Consider the following 18,016-nt stretch of genomic DNA (forward strand, 5'->3'; position numbering starts at 1 on the left):
CCTCAACTACCTTCCACTCCTACGGGCACATATAAATGCCGCTTCGATATGTACTGCACGACGCCGTCGGGCACGAGGTACCACACCGGCCGGTTCTCGGCGGCGCGGCGACGGCATTCACTCGACGAGATCGCCAACGCTGGGATTTCGATCATGGTCACCGCATCGACCGGCAGGTCACGCAGATGCTCCTCGAGATGATCGGTGTTCAGCTCATACCCCGGTCGGCTCACCCCGACGAATTTCGCCAGTTCGAACAACTCCGCCCAATCCTGCCACGTCAGGATGTTGGCGAGCGCGTCAGCTCCGGTGATGAAGTACAGCTCCGCATCGGGATGCTTGGTGCGCATCTCGCGCAGGGTGTCGACGGTGTAGGTGACCTTTCCCCGGTCGATATCGGCGCGGCTGACCGAGAATCGGGGGTTGGAGGCGGTCGCGATCACCGTCATGAGGTAGCGATCCTCGGCCGCGCTGACCTGCCTGTCGGCCTTCTGCCACGGCTGTCCGGTCGGGACGAAGATCACCTCGTCCAGTTCGAATCGGTTCGCGACCTCGCTGGCGGCGACGAGGTGGCCGTGGTGGATGGGGTCGAATGTGCCACCCATCACCCCCAGCTTGCGTCGACGCCGCCCGTTCTCCTGCATGAGAGCCGAGCTTAACCGGTCGGTTCGGTCCGAGCCGGGGCCGGACGGTCAACTGCTGACGACTGCCCGCAGACCCGGCTTCAGCATTGCGTCCAGTTCGGACCACGGGATCGTGATGTCGATATAGCCCAGCGCATGCGAGGCGATCTCCCCGAGGTAGACCCGCAGACCGCCGGGCGTGGCCAGCCAGTCCTTGAAGTTCTCCACCGCCGGTGCGATGCGCTGCTTGTCGTAGGGGTTGGTGCCGACGCGGGACTTGGGTACCTGCACCGCCGCCTGCTCCGACAGCCGCTCGAGCCCCCGCTGCAGATCGGTGAACAGATCCGGCAGCGTGAGCGCCTTACCGTCGTCGATATCGGTCACATGAGTGCGCTTGAAGGTGGTCGGATGCAGCTTGCCGCCGTCGACCTCGACCTCGATGCCGAGCACACCGCTGAGCACATGGCGGCCGATATGGGCGACCTCGCTGTTGAATCCTTTGACCGCCCGGTCCTGCGCTGCGCTCCGGAGGAACGGATCCAACTCGGCGCGCAAGCCTTCGTTGAAGTCGGTGCGCGCAGCGTCGGTGCCGCCTTCGACCTGCGGCAGGTCGAAGGAGTACCAGGGGCCCTCGAGCCGAATCGAGGTCGCGGTGAAGGCCGGTGCCGCTGGTGCGACGGCCCGGTCGGCGGACCCACACGCCGTGAGAACGGCGAACAGGACGCTGACCAGGACAGCGGCAGCGGACTTCCTCATTGGGCCTCCCCGAATAGCTCGCGTTCGTGCCCGAGAAGGTACCACCGCGTCAGCTGCTGACGATCGCGCGCATCCCCGGCTTCAGCACGCCGTCCAGCGCGGACCACGGCACGGTGACATCGATATTGCCCGCGGCGTGCGAGGCGATTTCGCCGAGATAGATCCGCATGCCCTCGGGCGTGGCCACCCAGGTGTGGAAATGCTCGGCGACCGGGGTGAGCAGACTCTTGCTATACCCGGTCGCCCTCGGGTTCTGCTGTACCTGGGCATCGGCCTGCGTCGAGAGCGCGTTCAGGCCCTGCTGCAGATCGGTGAACAGGTCGGGCAGGGTGATGGCCTTGCCGGTAGCGATATTGGTGACGTGCGCGAAGTCGTTGCTGTTCGGGTGCGCTGCCCCTTCGGAGTACATAACGACAACCAGATGTCCGCTGAGCACCTGCGAACCGATGCGGACGACCTGGCTGTCACCGCCGGTGACCGAATCGCCCGGCCGGTTGATCCGATCGAGCCACTCCTGCGCCCCAGCCCGCATCACATCGTTGAATTCGGTTCTGGCATCGGCCTTTCCACCGCCCACCTGAGGCACGTCGATCTTGTAGCCCATGCCCTCGAGATGAAGCGTTGTCGCGCTGAAGGTTTCGGCCCGAGGCGAGCCGGCAATGGTCGTCGACGCGGCCGCCGTGGACGAGGTCGCTCCCCCGGTCGTCGGCGACCCGTCCGGCCCACAGGCCGTGAGTACTGCGGCGCTGGCCAGCGCACCGATAACAGCAGCGGTCTTCTTCATTCGGAGCTCCGAATCGACAACGCACCGAGCCGTTCTCGGTGTCATCACCAACAATGTCGATGCCACCTAACAGATTTCTTATCGTTCGGCGAATGCCCGAAGCAGCACCGCCGGACAACCGGGTCGTACGCCCCGTATATTGAAACGGGGGAAGCGCCCCGGTTAGCCGTTGAATGGGAGTATGCCATGTCCATCACCCCTCGTGAGACCATCGAACGCCTGCTGGCCCTGACCGCTGGCGGCCCGACGCCGGAGATGGCCGATGTGTATGCCGCCGATGCGGTGTTCGAATTGCCGTTTCTGCCGCCGGGCGCGAAGCATCCCGAAGTCGGGCGCGAGGCGTTTCGAGCTCACCTGGTGGAGGGCGCTCGCATTCAGCGCTTCGATTCCGTCGATGATGTCCGCATTCACGAGACAGCCGATCCCGAGGTCGTCATCGCCGAGTATCGGATCAACGGAACGGTGTTGGCCACCGGCAAGCGGTTCGACCTGCTGATCATCAACGTCTCCCGGGTGCGTGACGGGTTGATCGTCTCGACTCGCAGCTACTCGAATCCGCTCGCCGGTGCCATTGCTTTCGACCAGGTCGAGGCTTTGCTCGGGGGACTCGTTGGGTGATCAGTCCTCGTCGCGTTGCATATCGGCGAGTTGGGTGCGGGTATTGAGTAGTTCGGTGGTTACCTCCGGTGATGGGGACGTTTCGGCCAGGCTTTCCAATTCCGTGAGCAGATCACGCATGGTCGTTAGCCAGGGGCGGTCGGATTCCATACCGGCGCCATAGAGCTGTAGCCAGGCCGCGGAGCGCAGGCATTTGGCTCGGGGACCGATGCGGTCGAGGGTCGCCCAGAGGTTGGCGGCGCGGAGGAAGGCGACCACCGCTTGTTCGTCTTCGCCGCAGTAGTCCAGGACCGCGGCCGCCGACCAGGCGAGTTCGGCTTCGAGTTCGACGCGGTCGGGGTCGTTGTGGACCAGACGCGCCGCTTCGACGAATTGCTTTGCCGCGTCCCGGAATCGGTTGAGCTTGCGCAGGGATTCACCGTATTGGCGGCGCACGATCGCCATTTCGGCGGGCGGGTACGGCTGTTCTCCGGCCGCGAGCGGCTGTTCGAACAGGGCGGCCGCCTCCCCATGCCGTCCCGCCCGATGGCAGGCGCGAGCGGCGACGAAGGTGAGATGTATGGCGTCCGCGGGCGAGATCGGTTCCCAGCGTGCGGCGGCGGTGAGTGCCGCATCGGCCAGTTCGTATTCGCGGCCGGGCTGGCCGGATAGCACCATGACGAGCTGGGAACTCAGGCGGGCGAGATGTTCGGCGGGCAGCGCGCTCGCACCGATCGAAAGCGCTTGGCGCAAATATTCTTCGGCATCCTTCGGATAGTCGACCAGACGTACTGCGGCCAGTTCGGCCAGCTGCAGTGCGTCCTCGGCTTGTTCCTGGGCGGTGGCGGTAGTTGCCGGAATTATGGCGGAAACCTTGCGCGGCACAGTGTTTCGCATACCGAGTGGGAGCTGGTCGACAAGCGGCTGTTGCGCGAGCCGGGCCGCGACCCGCTCGCTGACCACCGCATTTCCATTGCGTGCGTCGTAGCGTGCGGTGAGCTCGCCGATTTCTACACTCAGCTCGGCACGAACCGAATCCACCGTCCCCGCACCGACCGCCAGTGCACCGAGATCCAACTCGCTCAGCCGCCGCAACAGCACGCACACTCCCGATATGAAGGCCAACCGAATGGCGGCATCCGCGCCGGGATCGGTCAGCCACGTCGCATGCTCGGCCACCATCTCCAGACCACGCGCCTCATTCCCGGTCAGTGCGCAGAATTCGATGTGCTCGCCGACCGTACGCCGCAGATCCGGAAGATGGCGCACCAGTGGATAACCCGTAAAGTGCGCACTTCGGGCCTCGGCGGTGCGCCCGGTACGCAACATCGGCAGCAGGGCCTGCCCGAGCACCCGATGCGGCTCCTCGGTGCAGCTGCGCGCACCGTCGATAACCGGACGCCAGCTCTCCAGCGCGGACTCGTCGTCACCGGCCAGCGCATAGTTCGCACCCCATTGGTTGCGTTCACAGGCGTCGCAATCGGACATGCTGTCGTGTGGTGCCGCACGCGCCGCGTCCAGCAGTTCGGCCGCCACATCGTGCTGACCCAGATCGCGCGCCAGTTCGGAGCGCAGTGCGAGCACTGGGCGTGCGCTGTATCCCCGCTGCCGGTAGCGACTTTCGAGCTCGTCGAGCCAACGGTAGGTGGTCTGCAGTGGCACTGCGGGATTCTCGATCAGACCCCAGGTCAGCCATTTCAGATACCAATGCACCGAATGCGTCATCGCACCGAGTTCGGCCGGATAGTCGTCGTAGATCCGCAGCAGCCTGCCGTAGGCGACCGGTGCCAGATCGCGTTCGCCCGCATAGGTATACGCCTGGGCCAGCTCCAACAGGACACTGCCCTCCAGTGCCCGGTCCGAACCCGACTTCGCCGCGGCGGCGAGCATTTCCAGGCGTTCGGTGCGGCCGCGTCCGTGCGGCAGCGAGCGACTCTGCGCCAGCGCCGACTCGATCTCGGAGGTTTCCATTTCAGGCCTCCTGCGCGGTCTCGCCCGCCGCACGTCGGGTCGCCCAGCTGAGGAATTCGCCGAATGCGCGATTGAGCAACGCGGTATCGGCCGGTCGCAGTGGCCGGTGTGTCATCAATAACGCTTGGCCGTACAGCGATTCGACGGCGGTTCGCAGGAAGGCTGGGTCGTCGATCCGGCTCAATCGTCGGACAATCGGACTGTTGTGGTTCAACACCAATTGCGCACGGGGTGCGCTCGCCGCCAGCGCGCCGAGGATTTCGGTCCAGAGCTCGTCCGCGCCGACGGTGGTCTCGACGCGTGCTCGTTCATTGCGCGCGCCGCGACTGTCCAGATGCAGTGCGGGCACCGACACCGGATGGAACGCACGCAGAATCACATCGCAGGACAGCGGATCGAGTGCGGTGCGCGCTGCGGCGAGCACCGGAGCCAACAACAGCTCTTCGGCCGGATCCACCAGGTCGAGGGCGGCGGTGACAGCAGCCGCGTCCAGCTCGGTCACGGTGACGCCGGGCAGGATCGTCGGCAGCAGCGCGACGAGTTCCGCATCGTAGGTATAGCCACCGTTGACGACACCGATGCCCTGCGCGGCCGCAGTGGCGGCGACCTGACGGAACTCCTCCACCGTCGCCGTCACCCGCATGCTCGGATGGTTGCGTGCGAATTCGGTCAACGGAACCCGGCCGTCGGTCGTCTCGAACAGCAAGTGCGGCAGCATGATCCGCAACATGTCCGGCGAATGCCGCGCCATGTCCTTGACACCGAGTGCGTGCACGGACAGGAATGCGGCCAGCCGTTCGGGCTGTTCGGCGGCGATTTCGGTGAGCCAGTCGCGGATTCGGTCACCGAGGCTGTCGCGGACGATGGCGAGGCGTTCGTCTTCGTAGAGGCCCTCACGCGAGGCGGTCGGGCGCAGACTATCGGTGTCGATGACGCAGCGTAGGAAAAAGGCCCAGTCCGGCAGCAGTCCGCGCACCGCGTCACCGAGCAGCATGCCCTTGAGATACACCCGGTGCGCACTGCTTTCGGCAGGATTTCCCGGTTGCGACAGCACGAAGGCGACCCCGCTGACCCCCGCCAATTCGGCATCGAGATCGATCACATCCAGCGGTGTGAAACCGAGGACGCGCTCACCGTATTCGAATAGCGCCGCGCGCCGCCGCGCCACAGATGCATAGCTGCGCCGCCATACCGCAGGACCATCGGTGGCGCGCAGCCCGGCACCATTCGCCTCGACCGTCACTTCGTAGGGCAGCAGTGATCCATAATCGCGAACCAGGTCCAACACCCGCCCCGGCGTGAACCACTCCCGCGCACCCGCTCGCGGCGTGAGGTACACCGCGGTGCCCGGCTCTTGCTGTACTGCCGGATCGAGTAGACGTAGCGAGTATGTGCCATCGGCGGCGGCCAGCCATTCGACCGGCGGGGCATCCGGGTCGATGGCCGAACGGGTGACCACACGGATCGTCTCGGCCACGGTGAAACACGCCAGCAGCCCGATGCCGAACTGCCCGAGGAACTCTCGCCGCGCACCCTCGATATCGTCACGCTTCGACGAATGCCCGATGGTGGCGAGGAAGCGGTGCACGTCCGCCTCGGTGAGACCGATACCGTGATCGATTATCCGCAACCCCGATTCGTCGATAACCAGCCGAATAGGGCTGGGCGCCAACGCATCGTGCTGCCTGCGCGCGGTGACGGCGTCGACCGCGTTCTGCAGTAGCTCACGAATATAGACCCGCGGACTGGAATACAAATGATGCGAGAGCAGATCGACGATTCCGCGCAGATCGACCTGAAACGAATAATCCCCACTACCGCTGCGGCCGGACCCGACCGGCGCGTTGTTCACCATGGAGCGAATCCTGGTGCGCAGCGCCAATAGTTCCCTTAACGAATGCTGATGGTGTTAACGGCGACCGATAATGAGTTCGGTCACAATCGCGTCACACCGGCAGCAGCCGCGACACCACCGCGGTCAACTGTTTGGCCGAGCGGCACTCGTGCATCTCGATCACTTCGCGATACCTGTCAGCGGCGGAATCGCCGGTGCCCCAGTTGTTTTCCTTCTCCGGATTGAGCCAATGCGCGTGCTTGGCGGTGTGCACCAGCTCGCGCAGCGTAGTCAGTTCCGGATCGCGGTAATTGGTGCGGGCATCGCCGAGTATGAGCAGCGAGCTGCGGGAGGTCACCGCATCGGGCCACTGCTCGACGAAGGTAGACAGCGCATGCCCGTAGTCGGAGTGCCCGTCGAGGCCGACCACCTTGCCCTCGGTGAAAATGCGGGCCATGGACTGGTCCAGCTGGGTGTGCGGATCGAAGAACCGGGTCACCTCATCGGTCCGGTCCACGAAGGCGAATATCCGCACCCGGGAAAACTGTTCGCGCAGCGAATTGACCAGCAAGAGCGTGAAGTTGCTGAATCCGGCCACCGAGCCGGACACATCGCAGAGCAGCACCAGCTCGGGGCGGCCCGGTCGCGGTTTGCGATTGACCAGGTCGATGGGCACGCCACCGGTCGACATGGATTTGCGCAGCGTCTTGCGCAGATCTATCTCACCGCGACGAGCATGCCTGCGCCGCACGGCGAGTCGGGACGCCAGGATTCGGGCCAATCGCTGCGTGCCGCGCCGCATCTCCGCGAGTTCGGTTTCCGAAGCGCGCAGGAAATCGACGTCCTCCACCTGCCGGGAGACGGCATAGCTCGCGACGCGCTCCCTGCCGATATTCTCGGCGACCCGCCGATGCGTTTCCGCCTCCACAATGGCGCGGAATCCGGCGATGCGCTGGCGACCGACGCGGCGGGCGATCTCGGCATCGAATTCGCTGGTATCGGGTCCGACAGCCAAACCCTGGAGAATCCTGGCCAGCAGCGTCTCCGGCTGTACCTCGCGCAACGTTCGGTATGCCGAGAAGGACGGACCGCGCGAGGATTCGTACTGCCCGAGTTGTTCGACCAGCTGCGCGGCGATCATTTCCTGCTGCTGTGTCGAATCCTGCCTGGCCAGCAGGGCCGCGAGCAGTCCACGCAGCGCGGGAACGTCGATCTCGCCGGACGGCGTGCGCGGAATCTCCGGATCATCCGCGGTACTGCTGCGCGCACCGACGGCGGCGGGGAACCACAGATCGAACAGGCCGTCGAAGGTGCTGCGATGGGCGGTGCGGCGCAGTAGCGAGCAGGCCAGACCTTCGCGCACGACCTCGCGATCCAGCAGATCCAATACCGACACCACACGGCCCGCGTCCACCGTCTCCGAAGGACCGACCGGAATGCCGTGCGCCCGCAATGCATCGACGAAACCGACGAGGTGTCCCGAAATCCCGTGCGGCGCATCCAGTGTGGGCTGCGATCCGGCCGCCATGGCTCAGGCCAGCTTCAGCTCGGCCAGCGCGCGCTGGTGGTCGGCCCGGTGTTTGAGCACGACGCCGAGGGTAGCGCGCACGGTGGTGTCGTCGAGGTCCTGCAGACCCAGTGCGAGCAGGGTGCGTCCCCAGTCGATCGACTCCGCGACGCTCGGCAGCTTCTTCAGCTGCATGCCGCGCAGCACGTGCACGATCCGCACCAACTGCGCGGCGACCGAGGCGGACAGCTCCGGCACTCGACTGGCCAGGATGCGGCGCTCGAGTTCCTCATCCGGAAAGTCCAGGTGCAGATAGAGGCAGCGGCGCTTGAGCGCTTCGGACAGTTCGCGGGTGGCATTGGAGGTCAGCACCACGAACGGCTTGCGGCTGGCGGTAATGGTGCCGAGTTCCGGCACCGTCACCGCGAAATCACTGAGCACCTCGAGCAGCAGACCCTCGATCTCGACATCGGCCTTATCGGTCTCATCGATGAGCAGCACGGTCGGATCGGCCCGGCGGATCGCGGTCAACAGTGGGCGCGACAGTAGGAATTCCTCGGTGAAGACGTCGGCCTTGGTCTCTTCCCAGTCGTTCTCGCTGGAGGCCTGGATCCGCAGAATCTGCTTGGCGTGATTCCACTCGTAGAGCGCGCGGGCCTCGTCGACGCCCTCGTAGCACTGCAGACGCACCAGCTCGGCATCCGCGGTCTGCGCGACCGCCCTGGCCAGTTCGGTCTTGCCGACACCGGCCGGGCCCTCGATCAACAGCGGCTTACCGAGCCGATCGGCCAGGAATACCGAGGTCGCCGTCGCCTTATCGGCCAGGTACCCGGTCGTGGCGAGCCGTTCGATCACATCGTCGACCGAGGTGAAGATCGGCTCCTGCACTGCGCTTTCGGTACCCACGTAGCGTCCTTCCATCGAAACCCATCCCTCACGCTACGGGAGCGCCCGAAGCAAGCGCTCGGCGGTTCTTACACCGAACGAAATCTAGACCGGCCGGATCTGGCCGTCACCCCAGACGATCCACTTGGTGGAGGTCAGCTCCGGCAGCGCCATCGGGCCGCGGGCGTGCAACTTCTGGGTGGAGATGCCGATCTCCGCGCCGAAGCCGAACTGCTCACCGTCGGTGAAGGCGGTCGACGCGTTCACCATGACGGCGGCGGCATCGACGCGGTTGGTGAATTCGCGGGCCGCGGCCAGCTCACCGGTGACGATGGCCTCCGTGTGGCCGGTACCCCAGGTGTTGATGTGCTCGACGGCCTCGTCGAGATTCTTGACGACCTTGAGCGCGATATCGAGGGTGAGGTACTCCTCGCCCCAGTCCTGATCGTTGGCGGGCACCAGGCCGGGCAGGTCGCCGTGCACGGTGACGCCGTTGCGTTCCAGCGCCTCGATCAGCCGGGGCACCGCGGTGGTGGCGATCGCGTCATCGATGAGCACCGTCTCGGCGGTATTGCACACGCTCGGGCGACGGGTCTTGGCATTGATCAGGATCTGCTCGGCCATCTCCAGATCGGCGGCTTCGTGCACGTAGACGTGGCAGTTGCCGGTACCGGTCTCGATGGTGGGCACCTGAGCATCGCGGACCACCGCATTGATCAGCCCCGCCCCGCCGCGCGGGATGACCACGTCCACCAAGCCGCGAGCCTGGATCAGATGGGTCACACTGGCGCGATCGTGGCTGGGCAGCAGCTGCACCGCATCCGCCGGAATGTCCAGTGCGACAAGGGCTTCCCGCAGCACAGTGACGAGTGCGGCATTGGAGTGCGCGGCCGAGGACGAGCCACGCAGCAGCGCCGCATTGCCGGACTTGAGCGTGAGGCCGAATGCGTCGACGGTGACATTCGGGCGGGCCTCGTAGACCATGCCCACCACGCCGAGCGGCACCCGGACCTGACGGATCTCCAGCCCATTCGGCAGCGTCGACCCGCGCACGACCACGCCGACCGGATCGGGCAATCCGGCCACCTGGCGCAGCCCGGACGCGATGCCGTCGATGCGCGCCTTCGTCAGCCGCAGCCGGTCCAGCAGGGACTCCTCGGTCCCCGCCGCCTGCGCGGTCGCGATGTCCTCGGCATTGGCGGCGAGCACGGTATCGGCCGCCGCGAGCAACGCATCGGCGGCCGCATGCAGCGCCTCGTTCTTCTGCGCGGTGGTCAGTTGTGCGAGCACCCGCGAAGCCACCCGAGCCTTGCGCGCGGCATCATGCACCGTCTCGCGGATATCCTGCTCGGTCGTGGTTCCAGCCGTCATGGGTAACAGCCTACTGACCGGTGCGAGAGCGGTTCCAGCCACGGCCCGGACCGGCGGCCCCTCCCATACTTGCCGCATGGCACTCCTACTGCTCTTGATCGTGGCGCTGGTGCTCGTCGGACTGGGCGTCGGCCTCGTCCTGCTCATCGTGCAGTCCGGATCTCGCAGACCCAGCGCCCAGCGCAAGCGATGACACCGGGGCGGTATCCGGATCCGGCGAATCCCGGCGTAGCGCGCTGGTTGGACGGACTCTGGCAGCAGCCGACGCCGTTCGCGAACACCGCACGCTACGACGGCATCACCGACGCACGCCATCTCATCCTTACCGACGGCACCACTGTGCACGCGATCGACGCTGGAGATGGTTCGAGCAGGTGGTCGATGCCGCTACCGCCCAGTGGTAAACCCAACTTTCGCACGGCGGTCAAGGCAATGTGTGGCCGCATGATCACGGTGACCGCGCAGGAATTCACCGGATACGCTGCGGCATAAGGTCTTCGACATTCGTCCGCAGCCTCATCGGTGAATTCAGTCGCGATCGCAAGGGCAGCCTGGTTCCGACCTACGTCCGGTGCGGGCCATCCGCATGATCGATGCCGGTCAGTCAGATCGTGCGCCGTTGCTCCCGGGGCCAAGGGATTCAACCCAATATTCGTGCCGTACCGCGTCCCACAACCGCGACAGTTCCGGGAACCGCTCACGAACCTGCACCAGATCCGGCGCGACGTCTACGCTCGACATCGATATCAGCGTTTCCGATTCGGATAGATTGCGCACCAACATCATTCGAATGCAGCAACGGTCGATACGCCAGATCGCCTGCCAACCGTCCACCTCGGTGCGATGCTCGCTCATCCCGGACCGACTACCCGTGGCCACCGCCATCCGCGCCCGGCAGCGTTAGTTCGGTGAGTTTGTCCAGCACCTCCCGCAGGGTTCGCAACCTCGGCCCACCGCCCACATGCACCTGGCTATCGAGCGGTGGGAACTCGAGCCCACGAGCGGCAGCACGCTCACGCGGCGTCAACGACTGCGGCACAAGGCGACCAGCGTCAACCAGCGTGTAATACGCCGCCGCCTTCCACACACACCGCCCGATCCGACACCCGCGATGCGTGCGCATCTGCTCGTGCGCCAACTCGACATCGGCATACCCGCAAACACTCGGCGGTGCCAGGATCGTGTCCTCCCCCATCACGCCGCTCCCGTCTCAACGGTCGGGTGCGCAACCCTCGTCCATGTGGTTGCGGGACAAACTGTTTCGAGATCGAAGTCCTCACAGACCCGCGCCGGTTGATCATCGACCTGCGCCAGGTCGTAGACCACTATCGCTGCCACACCGAGCCCGGATGCGATGCCGAGGGCGTACCCGATCGGATCGAGGGTGTCCTGCGGCGGCCGTATCGTGTACACGTATTGATAGCCCAGTAGCTGGGCGTGCCGCATTACTGCGCTCGCGTGCCGGGGTGCGGCGAGCCCGGACACGTCACCGCGCACGAATCCGACAGCCTTCGGCGTGTCGAATCGCCTGGTATCCGGTTCTGCCACTTGATTGTTCGTCATCGCTCCGCCCCTTCGGTCGATGGATTACGGTGGGTGGCGGCCGAGCAGTTCTCGTGCCTCATCAGTTCTCATCTCGAACGCCGTCCACAGCACAGCATCAGCAACTGCTCGCGGCCAGCAGAAACGAGAACTCGATTGCGATTGCTCCAAAGCGCCAGAACGAGACTCGGTTCCGCGATGAAAACAGGCTCAGTTTCCGATCCGACATGACTCGATTCCAGGAGACCCCCGTGACCAGCATCGAAGAGGATGGCCCATCGTCAACCCTGCCGCGCCGCCAGCTCGGACGATTCCTTCGCGAGCGTCGCGAAGCAACCGGATTCACCATCGCCGAAGCCGCGAAATTGGTCGACCTATCGCGAGCCGTGCTGCAACGCATCGAGACCGGACAGATTCAGAAGGTCCAGAGGCAGGATGTGCAGGCGCTATGCGAGGTGTACGACGTTGGACGCGAAGACACCCGCGCCGCAGTCGATCTCGCGACCCAGGCCCGAGCCAAGAGTTGGTATCACGTATACGGCGGTCTGTTCAGCACCGCCTTCAGCATGTACGTCGGGCTCGAAGCGGCTGCGCGGCGGCTGACCACCTACCATGAGCAAACGATTCCCGGCCTCCTCCAGACCAGTGACTACGCACGGGCGATCATCGCGGCGTTCCCTGGATTCACCAGTCCCGAAGATGTTGACCGGCGCGTCGAACATCGAATGAAACGACAAGCCCTCGTCACTCGTAGAACGAATCCTGTCCACCTGAACGTTCTGCTACACGTTTCGGTGCTGTACCGGGTGATCGGCAACCCGAAAATCATGGCTGCTCAGCTGAGGCACCTCGCAGAGATGTCGAAACGGCCCAACATCACCTTGCGAATACAGCCGTACAGTGCGGGGCTTACGTGGGGAATACCTCGCGGCTCGTTCATCATCCTCGACTTCGACCGAACCGCCACAAGGGAACCCGTCGAACCCACCGTGGTATTCATAGAAGGCGGAGCTGCTCAGGATGTGTACCTCGAAAAGCCCGATGAAGTTCAGCACTATGTCGACCTTGCTACAGCCATCGAGGACACCTGTCTAGGCGAGGTAGAAAGCAGAAGCCTGCTGCGGCAGGTGGCGAAGGAGCACGAGCGTGGTGAACGTTGACCTATCCAGGGTGACGTGGTTCAAGAGCAGCTACAGCGAAAGCGGCGCCCAATGCGTCGAGGTGGCCTGGCTCGACGAAGGCCGGGTCGGCGTCCGAGACTCGAAAACCCCAACCGGCCCGGCATTGATCTTCACGCCCAGCGATTGGGACGCCTTCACCGCAGGCGTCAAAGACGGTGAGTTCATCCGGCCCACCGCCTGACGATTATTCTTATCAACCACGAATAAAGGCCCCAATCTCACATGTAACGGATTGGGGTCGTTATCGTTTCAGCCCTAGGCACGAAGCCTGGCGATTCAATAGGTCCAGTTCTTGCCAGTGGCACGGTATTTCTCGACGGGTATTGGTTCGACTCCTGGGCGCATATGGTCGAGGTAGAGCTGTCCGTTGAGGTGGCCGATTTCGTGGGCGATCAGGCGTGCGACGCCTCGTTCGAATTCGGTGATCCGGGTCGTGCCGTCGATGTAGGTGTGCTCGACGGTGATCGATAGTCACGTGGTACGCGTCCGCGCAGGTCGAAGAAGCTCAGGCATCCCCCGTGCTGTTCGTCTTCGGCTGCACAGGATTCGACGATGCGCGGGTTGAACAGGGTGATGGTGTCTCCGTCGAGGGTGCGCACGATGGCGGCGGCTCGCTGATTGAGCAAACGACCCGTGCCGATGTCGCGGTCCTCGACGCTGGACCGGATGAACACAGCTTGACCATGCGGGATCCCGATCGCGGAACCGTGTTCAATCGCGCTGGCGCGCACCCAATGCGGCAACGAAGCACCCTTGCCCACGAGTCGGCGCGCACAACGCTTCGATCGCCAGGGCGGGCGGGTTCTCCGCTGCGCGTCGACTCGAATACGGGGAGTCAGGTCGATCAGCGAGGGTTTCGGAATGTGTATGTTCGTATGCGCTCGCAGTTTCATTGTGAGGCAGCGATTCCTGGTTCCGTTCGTTCGGTGTGCGGCTGCGGCCGACACTGGGCGGGCACACGTCAGCCCTGTCCGTGTGACGAACGCACCATTGGGAGACAACATGACCGAGCCCGTCGCTCAGCTGCCTACCGCTGGAGAGTTGATTGTCGATACCTTCGACAGGATCGGCCGGCGTGGTCCGATCGTTCCGATCGAACTGCCCGGCAATGTCGTGGCCTGGGTCGCGGTGAGCCACAAAGCGGTGAGCGAAGTCCTCGCCGGTGACGGCACCGTGTTCAGCAAGAATCCGCGCAACTGTCCTGCGTTGCAGGACGGTACGATTCCAGCCGACTGGCCCTTGCGCGCACTCACCGATATCGACCACATGATCAGCAAGGACGGCGACGATCATCGACGGCTGCGGAAAACGATCAGCCAGGCGTTCACCCCCCGCAGAGTCGCCGCGCTCGAGCCCAGAATCCAGCAGATGGCCACCGAGCTCATCGACGATCTTCCCGACCGCAACGCCGAGATCGATATCGTCTCCAATTACACCACCCCCCTGCCGGTTCGGGTGATCGGCGAACTGTTCGGTGTACCGGCATCGGAACAACCACAATTCCGGATCTGGGCTTCCACAGTCATGTCGCATCTGAGCACCGGCGACGAGATTCAGGCCGCAATGGCAGGCATGCTCGGCTACCTCGCCGAACTCCTCGACCGCAAACGGCGCACACCCGGCGACGACCTCACCTCCGCCCTGCTGGAGGCCAATATAGAGAACGGTTTGACCGACGACGAACTGGTCAACATGTTGTGGTTGGTCCTCATGGCCGGACACGAAACCACCGTGCACCTGCTCGGCAACGCGGTCGTCACGCTGTGCACCCATCCCGAGCAACTCGCCAAAGCCCAGGCCGAAGACCGGTGGAAGGACGTCGTGGAGGAGATGCTGCGCTTCCGCTCGCCGGTGGCTGTTGTTATTCCCACTCGGTATGCGCTGCAAGACGTCACTATCGCCGGCGTAGAAATTCCCGCAGGATCCATGGTGGGGTGGTATGGCGGCGTCGGGCGGGACCCGGAGCACTATCCGGACGCCGGTACCTTCGACATCGACCGCGATCACCGAGACCAGCTGGCGTTCGGCCGGGGACCGCATATCTGCCTCGGCGCTCATCTAGCCCGGCTGGAAAGCCACATCGCCTTGTCCACGCTGTTCAACCGATTCCCGCGATTGCGCCTGGCTTGTGACCCCACCCAGATCTACAGTCCGAATTTCATCACCTCCGGGCCCCTCGAACTTCCCGTGCTGCTCGAACCCAGCGCCTAGTGCAGAAACCCGGGCACAGCGGGAGTTCGGCGCTCGTCGGGGCCTGATGCATCCGTTTCCGCCGCAGTCGCTGGGTGACTCCCGCGACTGCGGCGGTACTAATCCAGCGCCAACCACACAGATCGTTCGCGGGTTCCCGCTGGTCCCCTCCAGTGGCGGGAATCTGCCAGACGGGCTACGCGCCACCGAAACGATGTTGAATAGTAAAGTTCCAAATGACCCATCTGCCAAGGCATCATCATGATGTATTCCGATCTTGTTATGGAAGACGCTGACGAGTGGGAGGCGGTAAGCAACGGCTTTCTACGGTCTACTGCCCGGATTCGTGATCCGCGCAACTGGTGGGTCCGTGTCACCGTTCAGGACACGGCTGCTCACACCCTCCTGTGCATCGACCAACGCGGTGAGCGTCTAGCATGGCGGACTCCATCGCACACCCGGCAGGACGGCAACGACTATTGGTTCGTTATGCCACAGCGGGGTGTGGGGGGAGTGCATACCTTCGAAACGAATGACACGGTGACACGTGTTACACCTGGTGGCTCGCTGCTGATAAACCCAGACCAGCCGTTTCGGTACTACATGCCACGCATGGTGGTGAACGCGGTTCGCATGCCACGTACGGATGTCGATAATCGCCTGTCGTCCACCGGACTACCGCGAACGGCGCCCGACATGGAATCCGGCCTGGGCCGGATCATGCAAAGCTTGATCCGAGAGACGCATGCCGAGCAATCCAACCTCACGGACTGGGAATTCAACGCCGTCTGCGATCGGATCATCGAGCTGCTGTGCATGATGTTGCTCGGCGATATGGGCCCGCAACAAAGCCACCTTACCGAAACCGCTGCAGCCGTCCGCCAGTACGTGCGAGAGCACATCGGTGTCGGGGACTTGCATCTGCCTGCAGTGGCATCGGCTCTCGGCTGGTCACCTCGACAGTTGCGGTTCGCCCTCCAGCAGACCGGCACCACCTACCGGCAGGTGCGGCAGGACGAGGCACTGCGCGCCGCGCGTGACCTGCTCTCCCAACCGGGGAAGACCACGACTATCGGCGAGGTGGCGGCACGTTGTGGTTTCACCCAGACCTGGTTCTCCCAGGTATTCAAGGCCCGATACGGCGAAACACCGCGAGACTTCCAGAAACGCCGGTCGAGGGAATTCACCGATCGACTGGCATCAGGCATTGAGGAACCGCATCCAGCCTAATCGGACGTGGATAATCCAAATGGCCAGCGAAACCGAGGAATTTCACCGCCACCACGTCGGCGTCGGGCTCCCACTCACCCAAACGGTGCACGTAGTTCGCGCCGATGAAACCCGCGGCGCCGGTCACGAGGTAGACGGCCGTGGCGACCGATGCTAGCCGAGACCAAACCCACAAGGTTGCTCGTCGCCACGACTGTGCTCAGCATGTCCAGACGGCCGCTAAGCAGGTTGCGAGAGACGCTTCGATCGCTCCGGAAAGTCGCCCCTCAGCCGACTCACGACTTCGTCGAACCAGAAGCGCCGCCAACGCGCTCGATGTCCTCCGTTGGAGCATCAAGTGCCGCCAGGAGTCCGCGCTTCTTGTACTTGGGTCGAAGCATCCGTCCGACCATGTCGGTCGGGGACAACCAGGAAATGACAGCGCCGTGTTCCTGGTTCGTGAGCAGCCGTGGGACTAGTTCTGCCGCAATGGTTTCGGGGAGGTCGGCAAATGCCGAGTAGAGGTCGCGTCTGCGAGGTGAAGCGGCTCGGTATTGTTCCGCCAGCATGTCGCTGACGACGATCCCGGGGATGATGGTGCCGACGCGGATCGGACCGCCTGCGATCTCTTTGACGACGGACCGGGTGAAATATCGAATCGCCTGCTTGGTGGCGCCGTAGATGGCCATGCCGTTGCGCTTCACGCCGTTACTTCCGAAACCCTCGGTGTTGAAGATCTGACCGGCTGTCTGCTGCTCGCGCATTCCGGCGAGCGCGACGATGCAGCCGTTCATGGTGCCGGTGAGATTCGCTGCTACCACGTCGGCTATCTCCGTCGCGGTCAGTTCGACCAGAGGTACGGGGTGTCCGCCGAGTCCGGCATTGTTTATCCACAGGTCGACGCGGCCGAAAGTGGCTGTGGCGGTGGCGAATAGGCCTTCGACGTCCTCGATACGGCCGACGTCGGCCGCGACCCCCGTGACACTTGAGTTCGGGTGTGTCGAGCGCAGCTTCTCGATGCATTCACCGACCGCGCTCTCGGTTCGCCCCGATACCACGACCGCGCAGTCCGCCGCGAGAAACGCATCGGCTAAAGCGAATCCGAGACCGCGGGTACTTCCGGTGACTACGACGCAATGACTGGGCCCCGATGGCAGGTCCACCGGCTATGCGAGTTGTAGTTGCTGCTCGAACTCGGTCGGTACCCATTGCTCACGGAATGCTTGCGGGGTAAGGAAACCCAGCGATCCGTGTGGCCGGTAACTGTTGTACTCGATGCGCCAGTCCTCGGCAAGGACCCGCACCTCGGTCAGGGAATGAAACACCTCGCAGGACAGGAATTCGTCGCGGAAACGCCCATTGAACGACTCGCAGACACCGTTCTGCCACGGCGATCCCGGATCGATGAACGAGGCATCGACCCCGGTGAACCGGCACCAATCCCGCATCGCGTGTGCGGTCATCTCGGTGTCGTTGTCCATGCGAATGTGCGTCGGCTTCCGCCCGGTGGCCACGATGATCTCGTGGAGCACACCGACCAGCTGATCGGCGGTGCACGACCGGAAT

21 protein-coding genes are annotated in these 18,016 nt (G+C 64.1%); 6 read left to right on the forward strand and 15 right to left on the reverse strand.

What is annotated here, in order from left to right:
- Window positions 1-2 precede the first annotated feature (2 nt).
- From nadD to ACIBG0_RS16930, 3 genes are read right to left on the reverse strand one after another with little or no spacing between them, the layout of a single operon-like run.
- A complete protein-coding gene (nadD, locus tag ACIBG0_RS16920) occupies window positions 3-644 on the reverse strand; it encodes a nicotinate-nucleotide adenylyltransferase (protein ID WP_397033364.1) in 642 nt (213 codons plus the stop codon).
- Window positions 645-692: 48 nt separating this feature from the next.
- Window positions 693-1,379 carry an RsiV family protein gene (locus ACIBG0_RS16925; RefSeq protein ID WP_397033366.1) on the reverse strand — a complete coding sequence of 229 codons (687 nt, stop codon included), beginning with the start codon at window positions 1,377-1,379 and terminating at the stop codon, window positions 693-695.
- Window positions 1,380-1,428: 49 nt separating this feature from the next.
- A complete protein-coding gene (locus tag ACIBG0_RS16930) occupies window positions 1,429-2,163 on the reverse strand; it encodes an RsiV family protein (protein ID WP_397033368.1) in 735 nt (244 codons plus the stop codon).
- 186 nt (window positions 2,164-2,349) lie between these two features.
- Between ACIBG0_RS16930 and ACIBG0_RS16935 the strand changes: the two genes are divergently transcribed.
- Window positions 2,350-2,781, forward strand: a complete 432-nt coding sequence (locus ACIBG0_RS16935) for a nuclear transport factor 2 family protein (RefSeq protein ID WP_397033370.1) — start codon at window positions 2,350-2,352, stop codon at window positions 2,779-2,781.
- Here the strand turns inward: ACIBG0_RS16935 and ACIBG0_RS16940 are convergent, their stop codons facing one another.
- The 5 genes from ACIBG0_RS16940 to ACIBG0_RS16960 form a co-directional block, all read right to left on the reverse strand.
- Window positions 2,782-4,731: a hypothetical protein gene (locus ACIBG0_RS16940; RefSeq protein WP_397033371.1), complete on the reverse strand. Its 1,950-nt coding sequence runs from the start codon at window positions 4,729-4,731 to the stop codon at window positions 2,782-2,784.
- Window position 4,732: 1 nt separating this feature from the next.
- Window positions 4,733-6,586, reverse strand: coding sequence for an HSP90 family protein (locus tag ACIBG0_RS16945; RefSeq protein ID WP_397033373.1), 1,854 nt, complete (start codon window positions 6,584-6,586; stop codon window positions 4,733-4,735).
- 91 nt (window positions 6,587-6,677) lie between these two features.
- Window positions 6,678-8,093 carry a VWA domain-containing protein gene (locus tag ACIBG0_RS16950; protein ID WP_397033375.1) on the reverse strand — a complete coding sequence of 472 codons (1,416 nt, stop codon included), beginning with the start codon at window positions 8,091-8,093 and terminating at the stop codon, window positions 6,678-6,680.
- 3 nt (window positions 8,094-8,096) lie between these two features.
- Window positions 8,097-8,978 carry an AAA family ATPase gene (locus tag ACIBG0_RS16955; protein ID WP_397033377.1) on the reverse strand — a complete coding sequence of 294 codons (882 nt, stop codon included), beginning with the start codon at window positions 8,976-8,978 and terminating at the stop codon, window positions 8,097-8,099.
- Between the two features lie 84 nt (window positions 8,979-9,062).
- On the reverse strand, window positions 9,063-10,328 hold the full coding sequence (locus ACIBG0_RS16960) for a glutamate-5-semialdehyde dehydrogenase (RefSeq protein ID WP_397033379.1): 1,266 nt from the start codon (window positions 10,326-10,328) through the stop codon (window positions 9,063-9,065).
- A 189-nt stretch (window positions 10,329-10,517) separates the two neighbouring features.
- On the opposite strand from ACIBG0_RS16960, the gene ACIBG0_RS16965 reads away from it, so the two are divergent.
- Window positions 10,518-10,820, forward strand: coding sequence for a hypothetical protein (locus ACIBG0_RS16965; protein ID WP_397033380.1), 303 nt, complete (start codon window positions 10,518-10,520; stop codon window positions 10,818-10,820).
- A 108-nt stretch (window positions 10,821-10,928) separates the two neighbouring features.
- Here the strand turns inward: ACIBG0_RS16965 and ACIBG0_RS16970 are convergent, their stop codons facing one another.
- The 3 genes from ACIBG0_RS16970 to ACIBG0_RS16980 are packed head-to-tail and all read right to left on the reverse strand — an operon-like array spanning window position 10,929 to window position 11,891.
- Complete coding sequence (locus ACIBG0_RS16970; RefSeq protein ID WP_397033381.1) at window positions 10,929-11,183, reverse strand: hypothetical protein; 255 nt, start codon at window positions 11,181-11,183, stop codon at window positions 10,929-10,931.
- 10 nt (window positions 11,184-11,193) lie between these two features.
- Window positions 11,194-11,523 carry a hypothetical protein gene (locus ACIBG0_RS16975; protein WP_397033382.1) on the reverse strand — a complete coding sequence of 110 codons (330 nt, stop codon included), beginning with the start codon at window positions 11,521-11,523 and terminating at the stop codon, window positions 11,194-11,196.
- The gene (locus ACIBG0_RS16980) at window positions 11,523-11,891 is read right to left on the reverse strand and encodes a hypothetical protein (RefSeq protein ID WP_397033383.1); all 369 of its coding nucleotides are present in this window, start codon (window positions 11,889-11,891) and stop codon (window positions 11,523-11,525) included. The genes ACIBG0_RS16975 and ACIBG0_RS16980 overlap by 1 nt, the downstream gene beginning before the upstream one ends.
- 53 nt (window positions 11,892-11,944) lie before the next feature.
- Here ACIBG0_RS16980 and ACIBG0_RS16985 point away from each other — a divergent pair, with 53 nt between their 5' ends.
- The gene (locus tag ACIBG0_RS16985; RefSeq protein WP_397033385.1) at window positions 11,945-13,030 is read left to right on the forward strand and encodes a helix-turn-helix domain-containing protein; all 1,086 of its coding nucleotides are present in this window, start codon (window positions 11,945-11,947) and stop codon (window positions 13,028-13,030) included.
- The gene (locus tag ACIBG0_RS16990) at window positions 13,020-13,232 is read left to right on the forward strand and encodes a DUF397 domain-containing protein (RefSeq protein WP_397033424.1); all 213 of its coding nucleotides are present in this window, start codon (window positions 13,020-13,022) and stop codon (window positions 13,230-13,232) included. Before ACIBG0_RS16985 ends, ACIBG0_RS16990 begins: the two co-directional genes overlap by 11 nt.
- Before the next feature lie 95 nt (window positions 13,233-13,327).
- Here the strand turns inward: ACIBG0_RS16990 and ACIBG0_RS16995 are convergent, their stop codons facing one another.
- Both ACIBG0_RS16995 and ACIBG0_RS17000 read right to left on the reverse strand, forming a co-directional pair.
- Complete coding sequence (locus ACIBG0_RS16995; protein WP_397033426.1) at window positions 13,328-13,516, reverse strand: peptide deformylase; 189 nt, start codon at window positions 13,514-13,516, stop codon at window positions 13,328-13,330.
- Complete coding sequence (locus tag ACIBG0_RS17000) at window positions 13,444-13,725, reverse strand: hypothetical protein (RefSeq protein ID WP_397033387.1); 282 nt, start codon at window positions 13,723-13,725, stop codon at window positions 13,444-13,446. The genes ACIBG0_RS16995 and ACIBG0_RS17000 overlap by 73 nt, the downstream gene beginning before the upstream one ends.
- A 328-nt stretch (window positions 13,726-14,053) precedes the next feature.
- On the opposite strand from ACIBG0_RS17000, the gene ACIBG0_RS17005 reads away from it, so the two are divergent.
- Entirely contained in the window at window positions 14,054-15,262 is a 1,209-nt protein-coding gene (locus ACIBG0_RS17005) for a cytochrome P450 (protein ID WP_397033388.1), read from the forward strand.
- Between the two features lie 612 nt (window positions 15,263-15,874).
- On the forward strand, window positions 15,875-16,471 hold the full coding sequence (locus ACIBG0_RS17010) for a helix-turn-helix transcriptional regulator (RefSeq protein WP_397033390.1): 597 nt from the start codon (window positions 15,875-15,877) through the stop codon (window positions 16,469-16,471).
- Between the two features lie 275 nt (window positions 16,472-16,746).
- On the opposite strand, the gene ACIBG0_RS17015 is transcribed toward ACIBG0_RS17010, so the two are convergent.
- Together ACIBG0_RS17015 and ACIBG0_RS17020 are read right to left on the reverse strand one after the other, a co-directional pair.
- Window positions 16,747-17,613, reverse strand: coding sequence for an SDR family oxidoreductase (locus tag ACIBG0_RS17015; RefSeq protein ID WP_397033392.1), 867 nt, complete (start codon window positions 17,611-17,613; stop codon window positions 16,747-16,749).
- Window positions 17,614-17,616: 3 nt separating this feature from the next.
- Window positions 17,617-18,016: integrase core domain-containing protein (locus ACIBG0_RS17020; protein ID WP_397033394.1), on the reverse strand; the 400-nt coding region annotated here is incomplete at its 5' end.

It is taken from the genome of Nocardia sp. NPDC050630, from assembly GCF_044457245.1.
GTDB lineage: Bacteria > Actinomycetota > Actinomycetes > Mycobacteriales > Mycobacteriaceae > Nocardia.

What these genes read in the sequence shown, in the direction of transcription:
- nadD (WP_397033364.1), bottom strand. Translation starts at nt 644, where the DNA reads ATGCAGGAGAACGGGCGGCGTCGACGCAAGCTGGGGGTGATGGGTGGC.
- ACIBG0_RS16925 (WP_397033366.1), bottom strand. Translation starts at nt 1,379, where the DNA reads ATGAGGAAGTCCGCTGCCGCTGTCCTGGTCAGCGTCCTGTTCGCCGTT.
- ACIBG0_RS16930 (WP_397033368.1), bottom strand. Translation starts at nt 2,163, where the DNA reads ATGAAGAAGACCGCTGCTGTTATCGGTGCGCTGGCCAGCGCCGCAGTA.
- ACIBG0_RS16935 (WP_397033370.1), top strand. Translation starts at nt 2,350, where the DNA reads ATGTCCATCACCCCTCGTGAGACCATCGAACGCCTGCTGGCCCTGACC.
- ACIBG0_RS16940 (WP_397033371.1), bottom strand. Translation starts at nt 4,731, where the DNA reads ATGGAAACCTCCGAGATCGAGTCGGCGCTGGCGCAGAGTCGCTCGCTG.
- ACIBG0_RS16945 (WP_397033373.1), bottom strand. Translation starts at nt 6,586, where the DNA reads ATGGTGAACAACGCGCCGGTCGGGTCCGGCCGCAGCGGTAGTGGGGAT.
- ACIBG0_RS16950 (WP_397033375.1), bottom strand. Translation starts at nt 8,093, where the DNA reads ATGGCGGCCGGATCGCAGCCCACACTGGATGCGCCGCACGGGATTTCG.
- ACIBG0_RS16960 (WP_397033379.1), bottom strand. Translation starts at nt 10,328, where the DNA reads ATGACGGCTGGAACCACGACCGAGCAGGATATCCGCGAGACGGTGCAT.
- ACIBG0_RS16965 (WP_397033380.1), top strand. Translation starts at nt 10,518, where the DNA reads ATGACACCGGGGCGGTATCCGGATCCGGCGAATCCCGGCGTAGCGCGC.
- ACIBG0_RS16970 (WP_397033381.1), bottom strand. Translation starts at nt 11,183, where the DNA reads ATGAGCGAGCATCGCACCGAGGTGGACGGTTGGCAGGCGATCTGGCGT.
- ACIBG0_RS16975 (WP_397033382.1), bottom strand. Translation starts at nt 11,523, where the DNA reads ATGGGGGAGGACACGATCCTGGCACCGCCGAGTGTTTGCGGGTATGCC.
- ACIBG0_RS16980 (WP_397033383.1), bottom strand. Translation starts at nt 11,891, where the DNA reads ATGACGAACAATCAAGTGGCAGAACCGGATACCAGGCGATTCGACACG.
- ACIBG0_RS17005 (WP_397033388.1), top strand. Translation starts at nt 14,054, where the DNA reads ATGACCGAGCCCGTCGCTCAGCTGCCTACCGCTGGAGAGTTGATTGTC.
- ACIBG0_RS17010 (WP_397033390.1), top strand. Translation starts at nt 15,875, where the DNA reads ATGCCACGTACGGATGTCGATAATCGCCTGTCGTCCACCGGACTACCG.